The sequence below is a fragment of the Bacillus sp. SJZ110 genome (assembly GCF_006715455.1).
Classification (GTDB): domain Bacteria; phylum Bacillota; class Bacilli; order Bacillales; family Bacillaceae; genus Bacillus; species Bacillus subtilis.
The window spans coordinates 24,239-44,448 of record NZ_VFNF01000006.1 but is presented as its reverse complement, the minus strand read 5'-3'; the positions used below and the strand labels follow the sequence as shown (position 1 = coordinate 44,448).

Genomic DNA, 20,210 nt, shown 5'->3' with positions numbered 1-20,210 from the left:
AAACAAGTTATGTATATATACTAGCTTACATTAAGTAAGTGATAACATTTATCAAGGAGGATAAAATGAATAAATCATTTGAAATTGGCACATTACTTTTAAGAGTTATTACAGGTATTATCTTTTTTGTTCACGGTTTATCAAAGTTTCAGGGAATGGAGGGCACCATCCAATTTTTCGGCAGCATAGGCCTTCCAAGCTTTATGGCGTATGTCATCGCAGCGATTGAACTCATTGGCGGAGTGCTGGTCTTCTTCGGATTGGCTACACGTATTGTCGGTGTACTGTTCGCTCTTACACTGATCGGCGCCATCATCACTGTTAAGCTGAAAGCGCCATTCATGGGCAATGCAGAATTTGATTACCTTCTGCTTTTGACATCCATTCACCTGGCGCTTACTGGAAGTCGATTCCTGGCGCTGGACCCATTTGTGTTTAAAGGAAAAAAGAACGGAAACGTTTCAGCATAAGAAAAGAGGCATGCAGCATGACCAGCATTCATGAGGATACACACATTGGCTATGCCAAACTCACAATTCGCAGTCTGGAGCGTTCGCTTCAGTTCTACTGTAACGTCATCGGTTTTCAAGTCTTAAAAAAGACGGATCGCCAAGCTGAATTAACGGCTGACGGGAAACGCGTACTGCTTATTCTTGAAGAAAATCCGAGCGCTGTCGTCTTGCCTGAACGGTCTGTGACAGGCCTTTATCACTTTGCGATTCTTCTTCCGGACAGGAAGGAACTTGGGATCGCGCTCGCCCGCTTGATTGAACACGGCATTGCTATCGGACATGGGGACCATGCTGTCAGCGAAGCGCTCTACCTGTCTGATCCTGACGGAAACGGCATTGAAATGTATGCTGACCGCCCCCGCAGCACGTGGCAGCGTGATCTGGAAGGAAACTATGTCATGACGACAACCGCTGTTGACATTGAGGGCCTTCTGGAAGAGGCAGGAGATGAGCGGAAAACATCGCTTCCGAACGATACAATCATCGGACACATTCATCTGCATGTCAGTGATTTGAAAGAAGCAAAGGCGTTTTATACAGATGTACTGGGCTTTGACATTGTCGGAAACTATGCGGGCATGTCCGCCCTCTTCGTTTCAGCCGGGGGGTACCACCATCATATCGGCTTAAACATTTGGGCGGGAAGAAATGCGCCGCCTAAACCGACAAATGCCAGCGGACTAGACTATTACACTGTTGTCCTGCCTCACCAAGAGGAGCTGGTTTTAGTGGCGAACCGAGTCAAACATGCCGGGTATTCGATTGAAGAGACGGAAAACAGTTTTCGTGTGAAAGACCCTGTTTCCGGCGCCTATATTACATTTGTGATTTAACTGCAATCCCTTTGCCGAAAAAACGGCAGAGGGATTTTTTATTTTCCAGAAACTCCTGTCAAAAATGCCCTCAGGCAGGTATGATAAGAAGGGAATTGGGCATCGGGAGTGATGAGCGTGAAGGCTCTTTTTTTTACTAGGATTTTCACCTTAATGGTAAGCTGTTCGGTTTATTTTTTTCTTGTAGAGGATGACAGCTGGTTTGAGTATTTGTTCATCGCTGGCGGTGCGAGTGTATTCTTAGCAAATCATCTCTTATTAAGGGTACAGAAATATGCAATTATTTTTTGTCTAATTGATATTGCAGTTGGCTTTTCGTTCGGTTTCATGTTTCCGGGTACAGGTTTATATATTACATTGCTCAGCCCGGTTGCTGTTACCTTTTTTCTGAAGGGATTTGACCGAAAAACGGTATGGTCTGTCCTGTGTTTTTGTTTTATGATGTGGCTGATTGTTCTATTACGCACATATCATATGCTTGGTGATGAATATGTGATGGATCATTGCATCAGCATGACATTCGTTGTCTTCTGCGGTGTCGTGGGCAAATTAATCCGCAAGCTGTTGGAGGCTCAGGATACGGCAAAACAGCAGTTTCAGGAACTGACGGAGTCCCATCTGGCGCTGTCTGCCGCACATCAGGAGCTCCATTTATATGCGAAGCAAGTTGAAGAGCTGACTGCCATTTACGAGCGGAACAGAATGGCGCGGGAAATCCATGATACAGTGGGGCATAAAATGACGGCCCTTCTTGTCCAGCTGCAGCTTTTGCGTGAATGGCAAAAAAGAGACAGCCAAAAAGCGGATGAGACAGTAGGTGTCTGTGAAACACTTGCCCGTGAAGCGCTTGATGATGTCCGCTTATCAGTACGCACTCTGCAAACTGAAAACGATCCTTCGCTAATCGAATCGCTGAAACAGCTGACAGAGGACTTTTGCAAAAATGCAGGAGTCACAACAGAATTTGCGGTCAGCGGCGATCCTGCAATCATCCCGCTGTCTCTCCATCCGACCCTGATCAGAACGGCGCAGGAAGCACTGACCAATGCCAAACGGCACGGCGGCGCCACAGCTTGTTCGATACAGCTTGCCTGCACAACGGACAGCATCAACCTTGTCATTAAGGATGACGGCAAAGGCAATCCCGAGGCAGCACTTGGTTTTGGCCTCTTGAATATGAAAAAGCGGGCAGCGGAACATGGCGGAATGATCCGCTTTGAAAGCGAACAGGATCAAGGATTTACTGTAAATGCAGAATTTTCACTTGTCAATAAAAAATGGAGCTTCAGGCCCGTGCAGCAAAAGGAGAGTTTATCATGATTAAGATCATCATTACCGACGATCAGGATATCGTCAGAGAAGGGCTGGCATCCCTGCTCCAGCTCCGAGAAGAGCTCGATGTGATCGCAACGGCGCGAAACGGACAGGAAGCATTCGAAAAGGCGAAAGAGCTGGAGCCGGATATCGTATTAATGGACATCCGCATGCCGGTTTCCAACGGGGTGGAGGGAACAAAATTAATCACAAGCTCGCTGCCCGGCGTAAAGGTTTTGATGCTGACAACCTTTAAGGATTCAGCGCTGATTGCTGAAGCGCTTGAAGAAGGAGCAAGCGGGTACCTGCTGAAGGATATGTCGGCAGATACGATTGTAAAAGCGGTGATGACTGTTCATTCTGGCGGAATGGTGCTTCCCCCGGAATTGACTGCCCAAATGCTGAATGAATGGAAGCGTGAAAAACAGCTGAAAGGAATAAATGAGATAGAAAAACCTAAGGAGCTGCTCGGCCTGACCGAGCGCGAAATCGAAGTTCTGGCTGAGCTGGGGTACGGGCTGAATAACAAAGAAATTGCCGAAAAGCTTTACATTACAGAAGGCACAGTCAAAAACCACGTTTCAAATATTATCAGCAAGCTGGCTGTCAGGGACAGAACCCAAGCCGCCATTTACTCGGTCAGATATGGTGTATCTGTCTTTTGACATATGACGTTTTGCATATACGCTTCTCTGAAAAGGCCTTTTACAGGCCTTTTTTTCATGCCCTATGTTCTATCTGCCGCTACATGCCGCACGCCTTTCTTTCTTCTACAATGGCAATGGATCAAAAAAGGAGTGAGACGACGTGCTGCAAGCAGAAAATATCAAAAAGGCATATGGGAAAAAAACAATCGTGAAAGGTATTTCTTTTTCCCTCCAAAAGGGGGAGTCGTTCGGTCTGCTCGGGCCAAACGGTGCGGGGAAGTCCACAACCATCTCGATGATTTCCGGCCTTGTGCCGCATGACAGCGGGAACATCACGGTGGGCGGCTATGTCATCGGAAAAGAAACGGCCAAAGCGAAACAAAAAATCGGCATTGTTCCGCAGGAAATTGCATTATATCCGACGCTGACGGCTCATGAGAATCTTATGTTTTGGGGGAAAATGTACGGACTTACGCACGGTGAGGCCAAAAAAAGATCGGCAGAGGTCCTTGAATATGTCGGTCTGACTGAGCGGGCTAAAGATAAGATTGAAACATTCTCCGGGGGGATGAAACGAAGAATCAACATCGGTGCGGCTTTAATGCATAAGCCCGAGCTGCTGATTATGGATGAACCTACTGTCGGTATTGACCCTCAATCGAGAAATCACATTTTAGAAACGGTTAAACAGCTCAACGAAACGGGCATGACGGTGATCTATACGAGTCATTACATGGAAGAAGTTGAGTTTTTATGCGACAGGATCGGGATAATTGATCAGGGGGAAATGATTGCGATTGGCACAAAAACTGATTTGTGCAGCCGCCTTGGGGGCGATACCATCATTCAGCTCACGGTCAGCGGGATCGATGAAGCGTTTCTTTTGGCGATCCGTTCCCTGGCCCATGTGAATGATGTAACAGTCCAAGAGTCAGAGCTCAAAATTGACATTTCTGCGGCCCATCATGAGAAAGTCGTCACCAGCCTGCTTGCTGAAGCCGCTGCTCATCATATAAGCCTGCTGTCTCTTCAAGTGCAGGAACCGAATCTGGAGCGCCTGTTTCTGAATCTGACCGGCCGCACGTTGCGGGATTGAGGAGGGACGGCCATGAAAAAAAGCATATGGATCGCATGGAAAGATGTGAAAATCAGAATCACGGACAGAAAAGGGTTTATGATGCTTATCCTAATGCCGCTCATCCTAACCTGTATTTTAGGCGCAGCGCTCGGATCAGTTGTTGACGGAGGCAGCCGGATTGATGACATCAAAGTCGGCTACATTCAATCAGACCAGTCAGATGCAGCAAACATGTTTACAAAAGATGTTCTCAAAAAAATAAAGTCAATAAAGGTCACAAAAGTCGGCAGCAAAGACAAGATGAAAAAGCTGATTGATGCAAAGAAAATCGATGTAGGCATCGTTATCCCGAACCATTGGGAAGCCGGCAAAACCTCAGCTGTTGTTAATGCCGCTCCTGATCAAACATTGAAAAGTTCCATCATTGAAACAGCTGCAAGCTCATTTATAGAGCAATATAAAGCGGTAAAGGAAGCCGCGTCAGCCTCAATGGACTACATCAGCAAAACGGAAGCTGTACAGCAAGGAAAACTTGACCCTGCACAGTTTGCAGAAAAGCTGGCAAAGACGCTAGAAAAAGAAACAGGTGACAAGCTTACTATTGCGGAAAAATCTGTGGGCAGCAAAGCCGTTACCAGTTTTCAATACTATTCGGCGGCAATGCTTTGCATGTTTATGCTGTTTCATATCACAGTCGGGGCGAAATCATTTTTACAGGAAAAGGATACGGAGACGCTTGCCAGAATGCTGATGACGCCTGCGCAAAAATCCGTCATTCTCTTCGGAAAATGGCTTGGGACGTATCTGTTTGCCATCATACAATTTTTCATATTTCTGATCGTCACAATCAATGTATTTGGTGTGGACTGGGGCGGTAATCTGCTGTTCGTGAGTGTACTCGGGCTTTCTTACGCCGCAGCTGTATCTGGTATTTCAATGCTGCTTGCGTCGTGCATCAGCGATATGAAAACTGCAGATGCGATAGGCGGCTTCGGCATTCAATTGCTTGCGGTTCTCGGCGGGTCCATGCTGCCGCTGTACCAATTTCCGGACGTCTTGCAGTCTGTATCCAAAGCGGTGCCAAATCGCTGGGCGCTTGACGGCTTTCTTTCTTTAATGGAAGGGGGAGGCTGGGCTGACCTTCAAAAGCCTGTGCTTCTTTTTGCGGCGATCGGCTTTTGTTCACTTGTAATTGGTATCAGACGGCTTCATACAAGATAAGGAGGTACAAAAGGTGAAAAAAATTCTAGCCATTTGCGGCATTGAGCTTTCTCTCATTTTTAAGAAGCCACAGAACTATTTGATCATGTTTGCTGCCCCGCTTTTGCTTACCTTTGTATTTGGGAGTATGCTCAGCGGCAATGATGATAAGGTGCGGCTTGCAATCGTTGATCAGGACGATACGATTCTCTCACAGCATTATATTCGGCAGCTGAAGGCACACGATGATATGTATGTATTCGAAAACATGTCTGAAAGCAAAGCGTCAGAAAAGCTGAAACAAAAGAAAATTGCCGGGATCATCGTCATTTCCCGCTCGTTCCAGACACAGCTGGAAAAAGACAAACATCCTGAACTGATTTTCCGTCACGGCCCTGAGCTGTCGGAAGCGCCGATGGTCAAACAATATGCAGAAAGCACATTGGCAACGCTCAATATTCAGGTGACCGCGGCAAAAACGGCATCGCAGACAGCTGGAGAGAACTGGAAGGCTGCGTATAAAACCGTTTTCGCCAAAAAACATGAAGATACAGTTCCGGCTGTAACACGACAGACGCTCAGTGATAAAAAAGAGGGTGCGGAAGCAAGTGACACAGCCTCCAGAGCAGCAGGGTTTTCCATCCTGTTTGTCATGCTGACCATGATGGGAGCGGCTGGAACCATTTTAGAAGCAAGAAAAAACGGCGTATGGTCCAGATTGCTTACAGCCTCTGTCAGCCGAGCCGAAATCGGTGCTGGGTATGTGCTGTCCTTCTTTGTCATTGGCTGGATTCAATTTGGCATATTGCTTCTTTCCACCCATTGGCTGTTTGGCATCAACTGGGGGAATCCGGCTGCAGTTATTGTATTAGTGTCGCTTTTTCTATTGACCGTTGTCGGCATTGGATTGATGATTGCGGCCAATGTCAGAACGCCAGAACAGCAGCTTGCGTTCGGCAACTTGTTTGTCATCGCAACATGTATGGTGAGCGGGATGTATTGGCCGATCGACATTGAACCGAAATTTATGCAATCCATCGCTGAATTTCTTCCGCAAAAGTGGGCGATGAGCGGGCTGACAGAGATTATCGCTAACGGTGCCCGCGTCACAGATATTCTCGGAATCTGCGGCATCTTGCTTGCTTTTGCTGCGATCACTTTCGTAGCGGGGCTTAAGGCGCTCCGAGCCTAAAAAACATCTGCCGTTTAGGCAGATGTTTTTTTGCATGTGGGTACATTCGTATGGGTGCAGCCTGAACTGCGGTTAATCCTTATCTATCATAGCTAAAATTGATTCCAGCCAAGAAACGTAATTTTTCTCCCGCTCCAGCGCTTTCGTCAGCACAAGATAGTGGCCGAAGTCCGGTGAAGAAAATGACATCGGCTCTGCTGAAGCCATAAGCTTTTCATAGCTTCCCTGTAAGTCAGAAAGCTTGGCCTGGCGTTTTTGCAGCTGGTCTTTGAACAAATCAGAAGCCTCCTGGCGCGATAGACAAGAAATGAAATAAGCCTTCAGCATAAATTCATCCTTCACCGTCTCGGGTATCGGCTGGTGGCGGATCAGCCAGTCATGCAGCTCCTGCTTTCCGCTGTCTGTCAGGGTGTACATCTTTTTCTCCAGCTTTGTGCCCTGAATCGTTGTCCGGAACGTGATAAATCCTTCATCCGTCAGCTTTTTGAGCTCAGGGTAAATCTGGCTGTGCTTGGCGCTCCAAAACTGGCCGAGCTCCTCTTTAAAATAACTCGTAATATCGTATCCACTCAATTCGCCTTTTCGCAAAAGCCCTAATATGGCGTATTTTAATACTCTCATGCTATCCTCCGTGTCTGGCTGTTTCGCAAAACAGATGAGCCGGTGCTCAACTGTGATTCTAACTGCCTATTCCCCTTATTATAGAAAAGGGAGGAAGGGAACACAACCGGGCTCTTTGGAAATGAAGATAAAAGGTTTGTCAGAAGGTATCCGATTTATCTCCGTCAATATAAAAGAGATTTAAATTTAATTTTCAGAAAAAATATTAACCATATTGATTTTTTATGTATAATAGGAAATTGGTGGTATAAACATTTTAAGGGGGAATAAACGTGAAAAAAGTACTTATGGCATTCATTATTTGTTTATCGCTGATTCTATCTGTTTTAGCCGCTCCGCCGTCTGGCGCAAAAGCTGAATCAGTACATAATCCTGTCGTTCTTGTTCATGGAATAAGTGGTGCATCATACAACTTTTTCGCTATTAAAAACTACTTAATTTCTCAAGGCTGGCAAAGCAACAAACTGTACGCAATTGATTTTTATGATAAAACAGGAAATAACCTAAATAACGGCCCGCAGCTTGCTTCATATGTTGACCGTGTTTTAAAAGAGACGGGGGCAAAAAAAGTAGATATTGTGGCTCATAGTATGGGAGGCGCCAATACGCTGTACTATATTAAATATTTAGGCGGGGGCAATAAGATTCAAAATGTCGTAACGCTTGGCGGGGCTAATGGTTTAGTGTCATCAACGGCGCTGCCGGGTACAGATCCTAATCAAAAGATCCTCTATACATCTATTTACAGTCTCAATGATCAAATTGTAATCAATAGCTTGTCTCGGTTACAAGGAGCGCGAAACATCCAGCTTTATGGCATCGGTCATATTGGCTTGCTCTCTAATAGCCAAGTGAACGGCTATATCAAAGAAGGGCTGAATGGCGGAGGCCTCAATACAAATTAATATCTTCATAAAAAACCTGCAGTCTCCGTTACGGCAGGTTTTTTGCATTTTTCTAGCAATATCGTCTGAGAAAGATACACCAATAAGCCAGAGGGGTTTATGACCTTAGTCTATCATGCATACGTCAATTTATGACATCAGGCACTTTTTCAAATAGAGCGGACATGTTAAGGTACAACCATCGATTTCTATCAATTTGAAATAAAAGGAGCGCTGTTATGCAAATTAAAGAAATTTTTATGATCCGCTGCATTTCGTGCTTAAGTGTCGTCTTGCTCCATATCATTTCAATGGTCCTGATGCTTCAGGCAGAAGCTCTTGCAGATATTTCTCACACTGTTGATTCTTTCCGAACACTCCTGATGTTCAGCACGCCCGCTTTTATTTTCATCTCTGAATTTTTACTGGCCCGTTCTTATCCTGATGGGGTGCCTGACGGTTTTTTAAAGAAGCGGGGAAAAGTGATTTTTGTTCCTTTTTTATTTATCGCGGCCATCGATGCGCTGCTGATGACCAGTGCGATGGGGGGAGAGGTAACCTTTCTCGCGTTTGTGCAAAAATATCTGGCGAACGTATTCTTAGGAAACTTTATCGGATACTTCATTCTCGTCATCTTTCAATTTTACATGCTGCATATGATGTTTCATGAGTATTTGAAAAAAGCATCGCCGAAATGGGTGCTGTCTATCTCATTTGTGGTGACAGCCGCTTATTTAGGCTATTTCTCCGCAGCCAGCCCGGCTCCTGCTTCTGAAGAGGGCGGGGCATTTCCGTTCTTCTGGGTTCCGTTCGCAGGCTGGCTTTTCTACTTTTGTCTAGCCTACTATTGCGGAAAAGAATACAAGCGTTTTTTAGCGCTGCTGAACCAATACCGCTGGGTGGTGTACGGCGCCGCAATTGCTTCTGGGGCGCTGGTTGTCACTGTTTCATATGTCGGTGAAATCGGCATGATCAGCTCGAAGCGGCCTGATATCATGCTGTATTCAACAAGCATGATTTTCCTGTGCTTTCACTTGTTTTCCAAAATGAAGCATGTGCCGAAAATCATGATGTTTATTAGCAACTATTCCTTTTCGATTTATCTGCTTCATGCTTATTTTATGATTATAGGCTACGTGTTGCTTTTGAATATGCCCGACATTCCTGCCGTACCGGCTGTTCTCCTGCTGTTTGCCGTGTGTACAGCCGGCCCGATTCTGACCTCGTGGGCACTGAATAAATTCAAATACGGATATTTATTTGTGGGGAAAATTTATCAGCCGAAACAGAAGAAGGTAACAGTCGAAGTGCGTGATCACGCAGGGTGAAAAACAAGCGGCAGGAGGGCTCCTGCCGCGTTTCTTTACTTCTCATCCGCTTGCAGAACTGTTTTTAAATATAGTTTTGCAGACTCAGCAAGTCCAGATACATCAGCTTTTTCTTCATCGAAATACAGGGCGTTTTGAATGATGCCGTCATTCATATTGAGGAAAAACTTGGCGATAGTCGCAAGAGGCTGAAGCGGCTGAAACTCTCCCTGATCGATCCCTTTTTGCAATAGCTTTGAAAATCTTTCCACAAAAAGATCATACCTTTTCTCCAAATACTGCCTACGTTCCTCATTCCGCCAAGCTGTCACTAAATATTCAAATTGCACCGGCGCCAGCGTATCTGCTACATCACGCAGGCCCTCAGTCAGTTCATCCAAATAGATTGAAATGGCGGACCAAACACTTTGGTGTTCAGCTGATTTATCAAGCTTTCGGAGTCCTTCATCCAGCCCTGTTTCAATAATGCGGCGAAACATCTCCTCAGTGCTTGAAAAATAAAGATAGACACCGCCCCGGCTGAAACCTGACTCTTCTACAACGTCCTTCATCGTCGTTAATTCGAATCCTTTACGTTTAAAAACCGTTTTGGCAGCCTCTAAAATCTTTGCCTGTCGTTTATCCTTGTGCTCCTTTGTTACTTTTGGTGACAAGATATCGCCTGCTTTCTGAAACTTTCTTACCTACAAGTGTAATCAACCCAATCAAGATCAGCAAGCAGCCACAGACAAGAAAAGCAAGTGAAACACCGATCCATTCCGCCAGCATGCCTCCGCCCGCCATGCCGAGGATGGAGGCGAGGGTTGTCGCGCTCTGAATGGCGCCAAACACCCTGCCGCTGTAATCAACCGGCACTGTTGTTTGCACGAGAATTTGAAATGGAATATGGACCAGACCAAAAGCCGCTCCCATGATGAAAAAAGCGAAAATAAAAAGAGCAATGCCGGCAATTCCCATTCCGCTCAGAAATGGCACGCCTCCAGTTGCTAGTCCAAGCAGAAAGGTCCCAGCTGAGAAATAAAGAAAATAAGAGGTGATTCGCCGTCTGCCGGCAATTGCCGCCGTAAGGAGCATGCCGGCTCCGCTGACGGCCATGCACCAGCCTGCAAGCTCAGGCGGAGCGCCTGAAAAAGAACGGATAAGAATGATAGCCTGGGAATCACCAATCTACAAAACAAAGAGAACGACGCAAGCTGTGAGTAAGCCTGTTAATAGAAGCGGCATCCGTTTCAAAAACTGAAGGCCTTCCTTGATAGAAGTAAGTGCTGGTGTTTTTTTTTGAGGTGTATTGGCTTTTTGTAAAAAAGCATCTCTGGGAAGGAAAAACAAAATGACAGCGGAAAGAAAGAAGGCGCCGGCGTTTATATAAAAAACAGAGTGTATCGAGAAAGCAGCGATCAGTGTGCCGCCAAGGGCAGGGCCGAAGATTTTTGAGCTGTTATCAATGATGCTGCTGACGGAAACGGCCTGCTGAATGTGTGCTTCCGGAGCCAATTCCTTAAGCTTTCTGTTTTTAGCAGGTAAAAAAAGTGAAGAAAAACAGCTCTGAACGGATAGCAATACGTAAAGCTGCCAAAGCTCACTGACATAAACGCAGCTGATAACAGTGAGGGCACGGCCGATTTCAGATAGAAACATAATCGTTTTTCTGTCAAAACGGTCGGCGAGTAGGCCCGATACAGGTCCAAGTACAATGACAGGCAAAGCAAATGACATCATTAAAAGCGACATATCTAATGGTGAAGCATCCAGCTGAAAAGCGGCTAAGGTTAGCACGGCCAAAATGTGAAGCCAGTCTCCAAGTGAAGAAATGGTTTGCGAGGCTAACAGTGTCATCAGCCCTTTTTGAGTGCAAAACAACGGTTTTTCCATGATTCATCCTCCTAAATAATAAAAATGACACTAGTGTCGTTTTTATTGTATGGGAAAAAGACGCAATACACAATCTTTTTCTTGTAAAATAAAGGAGAAGCTTGAATAGAAGGGAGAACATGCATGACATCAGTCAATCTAAGCTACCCAATAGGAGAATACAAGCCGAGGGAATCCATATCGAAGGAGCAAAAAGATAAATGGATTCAAGTGCTTGAAGAAGTGCCGGCAAAATTGAAGCAAGCTGTAGAGGGCATGACGGACAGCCAGCTTGACACACCGTACCGGGACGGTGGATGGACCGTTCGGCAAGTTATTCATCATCTGGCTGACAGTCATATGAACAGCTATATTCGTTTTAAATTGAGCTTGACGGAAGAGACACCGGCTATCCGTCCGTATGATGAAAAAGCATGGTCGGAGCTAAAAGACTCGAAAACGGCAGATCCGAGCGGCTCACTCGCGCTTTTGCAGGAGCTTCACGGAAGATGGACGGCTCTGCTCCGCACCCTGACGGATCAGCAATTTAAGCGCGGATTTTATCACCCTGATACAAAGGAGATCATTACCCTGGAGAACGCGCTCGGCCTGTATGTCTGGCACTCACATCACCATATCGCTCATATTACGGAGCTTTCCAGACGGATGGGGTGGTCTTAACGCTTTTGCCGGCGGAAAGCCGGAATACTGATAGCAGCAATCACCAGAAGTGAGATCACAGCAGCCGCTGCATATAAATGATCATAGCCGCTGGCGACACTCGCATGAATGGCGTCGCTTATCGCGGTTTTGACTTCAGGAACGGGAATGCGTTCGATTTGTTCTTGTAAAGAAGAAACATCAGAACTGTCGATCTCCGGAATCATCTGCATCGCCTTTTCTGAATATCCGCTGTCCGATAAGTGGCTACTGATCTCATCACCTATTTGGTCAAACCCGGCTGTGATAAAACCTGCATAAAGAGTAGGCGCCAAGGTCAGTCCAATTTGCCTTACTAATGAAAGCGTGCCAAGAGCTGTACCCTTATTTGTTTTTGCCGCTTCTGATACAAGGACGTTCAGCGGAGCGCCTAACAGAAAGCCAAAACCGATCCCAGCTGCCACACTTGCGATCACAAACTCCCATTTTTCCGTCACCCAGAGCGGAAATAAAGCAAACCCCGCACATGAGATGATTCCCGAAAGAATAACGGTTTTTACAGGACCTTTTTTGTCGGTAAGCGCTCCGCCAAGCCAAGCGCCGATTCCGGAAGCCAACGCAAGCGGTGTCATCCAATAGCCTGCTTTTGCGGCAGGGACACCCAAATACTGCTCGACATATGACGGGATAAAAATGACTGCCGCCAAGAGCCCCCCGGATAACAAACCGATGATAAGCGTGCGCTGAAACATATGGTTTCGCAGCAGAGAATACGCCAAAATGGGATCGCCTCCTCGCATTTCAACTCTCTTTTCATACGAGATAAGCGCTGCAAAACAAAGTATGCCAAAAATAATACATCCATAAACCTCCGGATTCCCCAAGCTGTGTAAGAGATTTGCCCCGTCAAGGTTCGTCATGCCGTACATCACGGCTAAAATCGACAGGGATAGAAGGAAGATTCCGGCCGTGTCGAGGCGCTTAGCTTCAGGTGCTTTTGTTTCCGCGATAAAGTATGCGCCGAAAACAACCAATAGCACGGCAATCGGCAAATTAATCAAAAACAGCCAATGCCAAGACCCGGTCCAATCAAGCAGAAAGCTTCCGATATTTGGCCCGAGCACAGCGGCCATCCCGTTCATTGCGCCAAGCAGCCCAAGGGCCTTCCCCTGTTTTTCCTTTGGGAGAGTCGCGAGAATGTGAGAGCTGCCGATGATGAAAATCCCGCCGCCTCCAAGCGCCTGAATCAGCCGCGATATCAGAAAGAGCGGGAAGCTTTGGCTCAAAGCAACAAGCAAAGAACCAAGTCCGAACAGGCAAACCTCAATGAGAAAGAGTTTTTTTCTGCCGTAGCGGTCGGAAAGCTTTCCGACGATTGGCACACTGACGCTAAGACCAAGCGTATAAAGGGTAATGCCCCATGATCCCCAGGAAGGAGAGACGGAAAACGACTCGTTTATCGTTGTTAAGGCAGCTGAAATAATTCCGTTATCTAGCGCAGCCATAAATACACCAATCGTAAACAGGCTGATCGCCCACTTTTGGCCTTTCTGCTCTGTTAATGCTTCAGACATATTCATCAACTCCTTTTTTATTCATTCAAAGTATATTATTCATTTTAAATGAACTAAATGTCAAATAAAAAAAGCCTGCTCCCGCAGTTTGCGGATGACAGACTTACAGATTTATTCTTTTTTCGCTTTCTCTAATGCTCTTGAAAGGATAGACAGCCCTTCGGAAACAGCCTGCTTTTCTTCAGGGGACAGCAGCTCTAATGAACGCTTCAATTTCAGGTGGCCTTTTTCATACAAACCCCGGAAAATCTTTTTCGCATTCTCTGTCAACTGAACAACTACAGAGCGGCGGTCCTCTTCAGAATGTGAGCGTTTGACAAATCCTGATTTTTCAAGCCGGTCAAGCAGCCCAGTTGTATTGGACAGGGAAGCCCCCATTTTTTCAGCAATGTCGCTCACTTTCAATGTTCCATGGTTGTTTAATAGCATCAGCACCTTCATTTGCGGCATGCTCATATCCAGCTTCATCCACTCGGACACATCACCGAGCCCGGCGGACGTTAAGACTTTCATATAGAGCACCCATATTTCCCGTTCCTCCGATGAAAGAATGTTTTCGTTTAATACTGTTGTATCGTGTAAATTATATTCCATTTCATCACTTCCTCATCATTCACTCCTCTTACCATATTACTCGATTTTCACTCCTGAAAGAAAGTGAGCAAAACCGCATGCGGGACTTTGTCCGAAAAATAACGGTAGTGTATAATGAGTTGGAGATTATTGGGGGAGAGGATCGAACTAGAATATGATTGGAGAGACCATTGCTGATTAAAAAGAATGCTTTATCAATATTAAAAATCGTTTTTCCTATTGCTGTTTTGCTATTTGTTATTTATCAATCGAAAAAAGAACTGACAAATCTGTCTTTCAAACGTACGCTCATGGTCATCAACGGACTGGAACGAACGGACTTATTCATGCTTGTGTTGATCGGCTTGCTGGCTGTTGCGGCCATGTCGCTGTATGATTACGTCCTGAAATACTCACTGCGCCTATCGATCACAAACGGAAAAGTATTCAGGGTTTCCTGGATCGCCAATTCATTTAATAATGTGCTGGGCTTCGGCGGTTTAGCCGGCGTCGGGTTAAGAATGATGTTCTATAAGGAGCATACGAAAGACCATAAGGCACTCGTGAAAGGAATCGCCTGGCTCACATCATCTATGCTGCTCGGATTATCTGTTTTCAGCATTTTCGTCGCTGCGAGAGTGCTGCCAGTGGATGAAGTGATTCATGAAAAGCCTTGGCTATGGGCGGTCGTTATCGGTTTTGCGCTGATATTGCCGCTGTCTTTGGCGGTGTCCAAAATAAAAGACCGCAAAGCTGGGGACGAAGAGAATGCGGATAAAGTGAAAAATCCGATTTTCGCATATATTGGAGCTTCAGTTGTTGAATGGCTCATGGCCGGGATCGTCATCTATTTTGCTTTGTTCGCTATGGGCATTCATGCAGATATCAGGTATGTGTTCGGGGTGTTCGTCATTGCGGCGATCGGAGGAATGATCAGCCTCGTGCCGGGCGGCTTCGGCTCGTTTGACCTTTTATTTTTGCTGGGGATGGAGCAGCTTGGCTATCATCAAGAGGCCATCGTTACTTCTATTGTGTTGTACAGGCTCGCCTACTCATTTATCCCATTTATCTTGGGGCTGTTCTTTGCCGCCGGCGACCTGACGGAAAATACAATGAAGCGGCTCGAAACGAACCCGCGCATCGCACCGGCAATTGAGACGACAAACGTTCTGCTTGTTGTTCAGCGTGCGGTATTAGTGAGAATTTTGCAAGGCTCGCTTTCCCTTATTGTGTTCGTAGCAGGTCTGATTGTCTTGGCCTCTGTTTCCTTGCCGATTGACAGGCTGACGGTTATACCGCACATTCCGCGCCCGGCGCTTTTGCTGTTCAACGGCCTGTCCTTAAGCTCAGCGCTCATTCTGCTAATTTTGCCGATTGAGCTTTATAAACGGACAAAACGTTCCTATACGATGGCCATTACAGCGCTTGTCGGCGGCTTTGTGTTCAGCTTTTTAAAAGGGCTTAACATCAGCGCGATATTCGTACTGCCGATGATTATCGTATTGCTTGTGCTATTGAAAAAACAATTTGTCCGCGAACAGGCATCCTATACACTGGGACAATTGATATTCGCTGTGGCGCTGTTTACTGTGGCGCTCTTTAACTACAATCTGATCGCGGGCTTTATTTGGGACCGGATGAAGAAGGTGCTGCGTCACGAATATTTCGTCCACAGCACCTCGCATATTACACATGCAACCATCATGGCGATCATTATTGTGCCGCTGTTCTTCTTGATATTTACAGTGGTCTATCATAAGAGAACGAAACCGATCGGAGAGCAAGCTGACCCTGAGCGTCTTGCTGCGTTTCTTAATGAAAAAGGCGGCAACGCGCTGAGCCATCTTGGTTTTCTTGGAGATAAGCGGTTTTATTTTTCCAGTGATGGGAATGCACTGCTTCTATTCGGGAAAATCGCCAGAAGGCTGGTCGTGCTCGGCGATCCGTCTGGCCAAAGAGAATCATTCCCGCTCGTGCTGGAAGAATTTCTGAACGAAGCGCATCAGAAGGGATTCAGTGTTTTGTTCTATCAAATTGAACGAGAGGACATGGCGCTGTATCACGATTTTGGCTACAACTTCTTTAAACTTGGCGAGGAAGCATATGTAGATTTAAATACATTCACCTTGACTGGGAAGAAAAAAGCCGGCCTTCGGGCAATCAATAACCGCTTTGAGCGGGAGGAGTATACTTTCCATGTGGATCATCCCCCATTTTCTGATGCGTTTTTGGAGGAGCTGAAGCAAATCTCAGACGAATGGCTCGGCTCGAAAAAGGAGAAGGGATTCTCGCTCGGATTTTTTGATCCTTCCTATTTACAGAAAGCGCCGATCGCCTATATGAAAAATGCAGAGGGAGAGATCGTTGCATTCGCAAATGTCATGCCGATGTACCAGGAGGGAGAGATATCGGTTGACCTAATGCGCTATCGCGGCGACGCTCCAAATGGCATTATGGACGCATTGTTTATCCGTATGTTTTTATGGGCAAAGGAAGAGGGCTGCACGTCATTTAATATGGGGATGGCACCCTTGGCTAATGTCGGCACTGCCTTTACATCCTTCTGGTCCGAAAGGTTTGCCGCTGTCATTTTTAATAATGTCAGATACATGTACAGCTTCAGCGGCCTAAGAGCCTTTAAAGAAAAATACAAACCGGAGTGGCGAGGGAAATACTTAGCGTATCGGAAAAACAGATCTCTTTCTGTCACCATGTTCCTCGTTACACGTCTGATTGGCAAAAGCAAAAAAGACTCCGTCTAATAAGACGGAGTCTTTTTTTTATTTCGTTTTTAAGAAGTAGGTTTCAATATCATCAAGCAGGTAGTTTGCGGCTTTAATTCCGCCTGCGGTTGTCCATACGACGTCATCGACTTCATGCGCATTACCTGATTTCACGGCCTTTAGGTTTTTCCATAGTGAACTGCTTGTCCACTGATTGGCCCATTTTTCATTTTCCTTTGCATTATCGGCTTTATAAGTGAAATAAAACAGCACATCAGCATCCATATCAGGAATAGATTCTTTACTGTCAGTTGAGAACGTAAATTGGTCCTTTTGTTTCTTGAACAGTTCTACTTGTTTTTCAGGGCGTTTGAAGCCAAGCTGGTCTAAAATAATCCCTGAGAATGAATCGGTATAATAGATTCTTGATTCACCGGATAAAAAGCGTACGACTGAAACGGTTTTGTTTGTCTGGTCGCCCAGCTTGTTTTTTAAATCAGAAACACGTTTATCAAAATCGGCAATGACTTCCTTGCCTTTGTCCGCCTTATTCACCGCGTTGGCGTATAGAGTCAGGTTATCCTTCCAGTTCCCGGCCAAAGATTCAGCAAAAACAGTCGGCGCAATCGCATTTAACTGATCATAAATTTTTTCCTGGCGCACTTTGTTTCCAATAATCAAATCAGGCTTTAATTCTGCGATGGCTTCCACATTCGGTTCCGTTTCAAGACCGACGTTTTTAACACCTTTCATGTCATCTTTCAGATAGTCATACCACGGGTCGCCCTTCCATGACTTTACGGCTCCGACCGGCTTAATGCCAAGCGCTAAGAGCGCCTCTGTTCCTTCATTAGTTAAAACAACAATCCGTTTTGGAGTGGCGGGAATGTTGTCTGATGTCCCCATTGCATGTTTGACCGTTCTTGTTTTGCTGCTTGACCCCTCGCTGTTACTTTTACTTTCTGAACTATTACAGGCAGAAAGTACTATAACGGCCATTAAAAATACGAATAGCATGCTGATATGCTTTTTCATCTTTTTCCTCCCAATATTGAAATTCATTATCATTTAGATCATAATAAGCAGTGTTAAGAGTGTCAATCCCTAATTGAGGATTATTCTCAAAAACAAACATTACATAGTAAATAACTAGGAGAATTAGATCATGATCTGCAAAAAGGCATCTTCAAAATGGATTGTGTTAGTATGTCTGATTTTCATTTTACTGGCGGCTGTCTGCGCAAGCGTCGTGTACGGCTATACAGGTACGTCATGGAGACAGGTCTATCAGGCGTTTACTTCCTTCAACGGAACAAATGAGCATGTCATCATCAAGGATGTCAGGCTTCCGCGCGCTTTGGTTGCGACAGTCGTCGGCGCCTCGCTTGCAGCCGCGGGCGCTCTCATGCAGGCGCTCACAAAAAATCCGCTTGCGTCACCGGGGATTTTCGGGATTAACGCCGGTGCAGGTTTTTTTATTGTTGCCGGATCGTTTTTTCTGCATATTCAGTCACCTCAGGCATTAGTATGGAGCTCGTTTCTGGGGGCAGCATTTACCGCCGCGATCGTCTATGCAGCAGGCTCGCTTGGGAGGGAAGGGCTGACGCCAATCAAACTGACGCTGGCGGGAGCTGCCATGGCAGCCATGTTTTCTTCTCTGACACAGGGCTTGCTGTCTGTCAACGAACTCGAGCTTGCCCAGGTGCTTTTTTGGCTGACTGGCTCTGTGCAGGGCCGGAGTCTGGATCTGTTGATGACGATGCTTCCATATGCAGCGGCAGCGCTGGTAATCTGCTTCTTTCTCGGCCAAAAAATTAATCTCCTCGTTATGGGAGAAGATGTGGCAAAAGGACTCGGCCAAAAAACAGGCCTGCTGAAATTTGTGATGGCGCTTTGTGTTGTCATGCTTGCAGGGTCCGCTGTCGCCATTGCCGGGCCGATTTCTTTTATCGGCATCATTATTCCGCATTTTGCCCGCTTTGTCGTTGGTAATGATTATCGCTGGGTTCTGCCATTTTCCGCTGTTTTGGGTGCCATTTTGCTTGTTTGCGCGGATATCGGTGCGCGATATATCATTATGCCTCAGGAAGTTCCTGTCGGGGTCATGACCGCCATCATCGGAATGCCTGTGTTTGTGTACATCGCAAGAAGGGGGGCGAAGCTATGAAACTTCGTTTTGGCGTTACTGCGGCTGAAAAGAAAGCATGGATCGTCTTTTTAATTTTACTGGGGTTAACAGCTGCTGTACTCATCATAAGCGCAGGTCTCGGACAAAGGTTTATTCCTCCCTGGGATGTAGCAAAAACATTCTTTGGTGCAGGTTCCAAGCTGGATGAACTGATGATCATGTCGTTCCGCATGCCAAGAATTTTGACGGCTTTATGCGCCGGTGTCTGCTTGGCAGCGGCAGGCGCGATATTGCAGGGGCTCGTCAGAAACCCTCTCGCATCTCCGGATATTATCGGAATAACAGGAGGAGCGGCGGTAGCGGTCGTGCTTTTAATGATGTTCTTCTCAGACCGCAGCAGTTCACTTACGATCAGTCTGTCATGGCTTCCAGCAGCCGCATTTATCGGCGCATCGGCTGTCGGGCTCATCGTCTATTTACTGGCATACAAAAATGGCGCCTCCACATTTCGGCTGGTGCTTATCGGAATCGGATTTTCAATGTCGGCGCAGGCGATGACTACCCTGTTGATGATCAAAGGCCCGATTTACCGGGCATCACAAGCCAATGTATATATCACTGGGTCAGTTTATGGGTCAAACTGGCAGCATGTAAAAATAGCTATTATCTTATCTGTCATTCTCTTATTCATTTGTTTTGTCGCGCTAAAAAATATGAATATACAGGTGCTGGGTGAAGATATTGCGGCGGGTGCAGGAAGCGCTGTGCAGCGAAATCGTTTTTTCTTGCTACTTTTGAGTACGGCTCTTACTGGTTGTGCAGTTTCAGTTGCCGGCACAATCGGTTTTGTCGGGCTGATGGCGCCCCATATTGCAAGACGGCTTGTCGGCTCATCTTATGGCGCGCTGCTCCCAGCGTCGGCACTTATTGGAGCTCTGCTCGTTTTAACAGCTGATATCGTCGGCAGAACCTTATTTGCTCCGGTGGAAGTGCCGGCCGGCGTCTTTACAGCGGCTATCGGCGCACCTTATTTTATTTATTTGCTCTATAAAACAAGAAATTCTTAATCGTTACACCCATTTTCTTAAAAAA

18 protein-coding genes and 1 pseudogene are annotated in these 20,210 nt (G+C 46.1%); 13 read left to right on the top strand and 6 right to left on the bottom strand.

Translation table 11 applies throughout. The features are described 5' to 3' along the window. The first annotated feature begins 65 nt into the window (after nt 1–65). The 7 genes from catD to lnrN all read left to right on the top strand — a co-directional run bounded on the left by catD (nt 66) and on the right by lnrN (nt 6,776). The gene (gene catD / locus FB592_RS16570) at nt 66–470 is read left to right on the top strand and encodes a DoxX family oxidoreductase CatD (RefSeq protein ID WP_003244204.1); all 405 of its coding nucleotides are present in this window, start codon (nt 66–68) and stop codon (nt 468–470) included. 17 nt (nt 471–487) lie between these two features. Next, on the top strand, nt 488–1,345 hold the full coding sequence (gene catE / locus FB592_RS16565; RefSeq protein ID WP_064671921.1) for a catechol 2,3-dioxygenase: 858 nt from the start codon (nt 488–490) through the stop codon (nt 1,343–1,345). Between the two features lie 117 nt (nt 1,346–1,462). Continuing rightward, nucleotides 1,463–2,665 (top strand): sensor histidine kinase, encoded by a 1,203-nt coding sequence (locus tag FB592_RS16560; RefSeq protein WP_103803357.1) that lies wholly within the window; start codon nt 1,463–1,465, stop codon nt 2,663–2,665. Continuing rightward, nucleotides 2,662–3,324, top strand: coding sequence for a two-component system response regulator LnrK (gene lnrK, locus FB592_RS16555; protein ID WP_032726622.1), 663 nt, complete (start codon nt 2,662–2,664; stop codon nt 3,322–3,324). Before FB592_RS16560 ends, lnrK begins: the two co-directional genes overlap by 4 nt. 142 nt (nt 3,325–3,466) lie before the next feature. Next, entirely contained in the window at nt 3,467–4,402 is a 936-nt protein-coding gene (gene lnrL, locus FB592_RS16545; RefSeq protein ID WP_021481179.1) for a linearmycin resistance ATP-binding protein LnrL, read from the top strand. 12 nt (nt 4,403–4,414) lie between these two features. Beyond that, the gene (lnrM, locus tag FB592_RS16540) at nt 4,415–5,605 is read left to right on the top strand and encodes a linearmycin resistance permease LnrM (protein ID WP_103803358.1); all 1,191 of its coding nucleotides are present in this window, start codon (nt 4,415–4,417) and stop codon (nt 5,603–5,605) included. A gap of 13 nt (nt 5,606–5,618) precedes the next feature. Beyond that, complete coding sequence (gene lnrN / locus FB592_RS16535; RefSeq protein WP_103803359.1) at nt 5,619–6,776, top strand: linearmycin resistance permease LnrN; 1,158 nt, start codon at nt 5,619–5,621, stop codon at nt 6,774–6,776. A gap of 72 nt (nt 6,777–6,848) precedes the next feature. Here lnrN and padR read toward each other — a convergent pair whose 3' ends face one another. After that, nucleotides 6,849–7,397, bottom strand: a complete 549-nt coding sequence (padR, locus tag FB592_RS16530) for a transcriptional regulator PadR (RefSeq protein WP_003233588.1) — start codon at nt 7,395–7,397, stop codon at nt 6,849–6,851. A gap of 272 nt (nt 7,398–7,669) precedes the next feature. On the opposite strand from padR, the gene estB reads away from it, so the two are divergent. Further along, the gene (estB, locus tag FB592_RS16525) at nt 7,670–8,302 is read left to right on the top strand and encodes an esterase EstB (RefSeq protein WP_003243184.1); all 633 of its coding nucleotides are present in this window, start codon (nt 7,670–7,672) and stop codon (nt 8,300–8,302) included. Nucleotides 8,303–8,520: 218 nt separating this feature from the next. Continuing rightward, complete coding sequence (locus FB592_RS16520; RefSeq protein ID WP_041851155.1) at nt 8,521–9,609, top strand: acyltransferase family protein; 1,089 nt, start codon at nt 8,521–8,523, stop codon at nt 9,607–9,609. 35 nt (nt 9,610–9,644) lie between these two features. Here the strand turns inward: FB592_RS16520 and FB592_RS16515 are convergent, their stop codons facing one another. Both FB592_RS16515 and FB592_RS16510 read right to left on the bottom strand, forming a co-directional pair. Next, nucleotides 9,645–10,262, bottom strand: a complete 618-nt coding sequence (locus FB592_RS16515; protein WP_042978133.1) for a TetR/AcrR family transcriptional regulator — start codon at nt 10,260–10,262, stop codon at nt 9,645–9,647. Next, a pseudogene (locus FB592_RS16510) lies at nt 10,228–11,481 on the bottom strand (MFS transporter). The gene FB592_RS16515 and the pseudogene FB592_RS16510 overlap by 35 nt, the downstream one beginning before the upstream one ends. 123 nt (nt 11,482–11,604) lie before the next feature. Between FB592_RS16510 and bstA the strand changes: the two are divergent. Next, nucleotides 11,605–12,141 (top strand): bacillithiol transferase BstA, encoded by a 537-nt coding sequence (gene bstA / locus FB592_RS16505; protein ID WP_003233581.1) that lies wholly within the window; start codon nt 11,605–11,607, stop codon nt 12,139–12,141. Here bstA and FB592_RS16500 read toward each other — a convergent pair. Together FB592_RS16500 and FB592_RS16495 are read right to left on the bottom strand one after the other, a co-directional pair. After that, entirely contained in the window at nt 12,138–13,694 is a 1,557-nt protein-coding gene (locus FB592_RS16500) for an MFS transporter (RefSeq protein WP_103803360.1), read from the bottom strand. The two genes, bstA and FB592_RS16500, sit on opposite strands and share 4 nt — an antisense overlap. Before the next feature lie 111 nt (nt 13,695–13,805). Continuing rightward, on the bottom strand, nt 13,806–14,288 hold the full coding sequence (locus FB592_RS16495) for a MarR family transcriptional regulator (protein ID WP_003233577.1): 483 nt from the start codon (nt 14,286–14,288) through the stop codon (nt 13,806–13,808). Between the two features lie 170 nt (nt 14,289–14,458). Here FB592_RS16495 and mprF point away from each other — a divergent pair, with 170 nt between their 5' ends. Beyond that, nucleotides 14,459–17,029: a bifunctional lysylphosphatidylglycerol flippase/synthetase MprF gene (gene mprF, locus FB592_RS16490; RefSeq protein ID WP_064671925.1), complete on the top strand. Its 2,571-nt coding sequence runs from the start codon at nt 14,459–14,461 to the stop codon at nt 17,027–17,029. A gap of 18 nt (nt 17,030–17,047) precedes the next feature. On the opposite strand, the gene FB592_RS16485 is transcribed toward mprF, so the two are convergent. After that, nucleotides 17,048–18,025, bottom strand: coding sequence for an ABC transporter substrate-binding protein (locus tag FB592_RS16485; protein ID WP_141949805.1), 978 nt, complete (start codon nt 18,023–18,025; stop codon nt 17,048–17,050). 130 nt (nt 18,026–18,155) lie between these two features. Here FB592_RS16485 and FB592_RS16480 point away from each other — a divergent pair, with 130 nt between their 5' ends. Then, the gene (locus FB592_RS16480; RefSeq protein WP_017696455.1) at nt 18,156–19,157 is read left to right on the top strand and encodes a FecCD family ABC transporter permease; all 1,002 of its coding nucleotides are present in this window, start codon (nt 18,156–18,158) and stop codon (nt 19,155–19,157) included. Beyond that, nucleotides 19,154–20,185, top strand: coding sequence for a FecCD family ABC transporter permease (locus tag FB592_RS16475; RefSeq protein ID WP_003233568.1), 1,032 nt, complete (start codon nt 19,154–19,156; stop codon nt 20,183–20,185). Before FB592_RS16480 ends, FB592_RS16475 begins: the two co-directional genes overlap by 4 nt. The last annotated feature ends 25 nt before the right edge of the window (nt 20,186–20,210 follow it).

Coding starts and splice junctions, on each gene's coding strand:
- catD (WP_003244204.1), top strand. CDS start 66: ATGAATAAATCATTTGAAATTGGCACATTACTTTTAAGAGTTATTACA.
- catE (WP_064671921.1), top strand. CDS start 488: ATGACCAGCATTCATGAGGATACACACATTGGCTATGCCAAACTCACA.
- lnrK (WP_032726622.1), top strand. CDS start 2,662: ATGATTAAGATCATCATTACCGACGATCAGGATATCGTCAGAGAAGGG.
- lnrM (WP_103803358.1), top strand. CDS start 4,415: ATGAAAAAAAGCATATGGATCGCATGGAAAGATGTGAAAATCAGAATC.
- padR (WP_003233588.1), bottom strand. CDS start 7,397: ATGAGAGTATTAAAATACGCCATATTAGGGCTTTTGCGAAAAGGCGAA.
- FB592_RS16520 (WP_041851155.1), top strand. CDS start 8,521: ATGCAAATTAAAGAAATTTTTATGATCCGCTGCATTTCGTGCTTAAGT.
- bstA (WP_003233581.1), top strand. CDS start 11,605: ATGACATCAGTCAATCTAAGCTACCCAATAGGAGAATACAAGCCGAGG.
- FB592_RS16500 (WP_103803360.1), bottom strand. CDS start 13,694: ATGTCTGAAGCATTAACAGAGCAGAAAGGCCAAAAGTGGGCGATCAGC.
- FB592_RS16495 (WP_003233577.1), bottom strand. CDS start 14,288: ATGGAATATAATTTACACGATACAACAGTATTAAACGAAAACATTCTT.
- FB592_RS16485 (WP_141949805.1), bottom strand. CDS start 18,025: ATGAAAAAGCATATCAGCATGCTATTCGTATTTTTAATGGCCGTTATA.
- FB592_RS16480 (WP_017696455.1), top strand. CDS start 18,156: ATGATCTGCAAAAAGGCATCTTCAAAATGGATTGTGTTAGTATGTCTG.
- FB592_RS16475 (WP_003233568.1), top strand. CDS start 19,154: ATGAAACTTCGTTTTGGCGTTACTGCGGCTGAAAAGAAAGCATGGATC.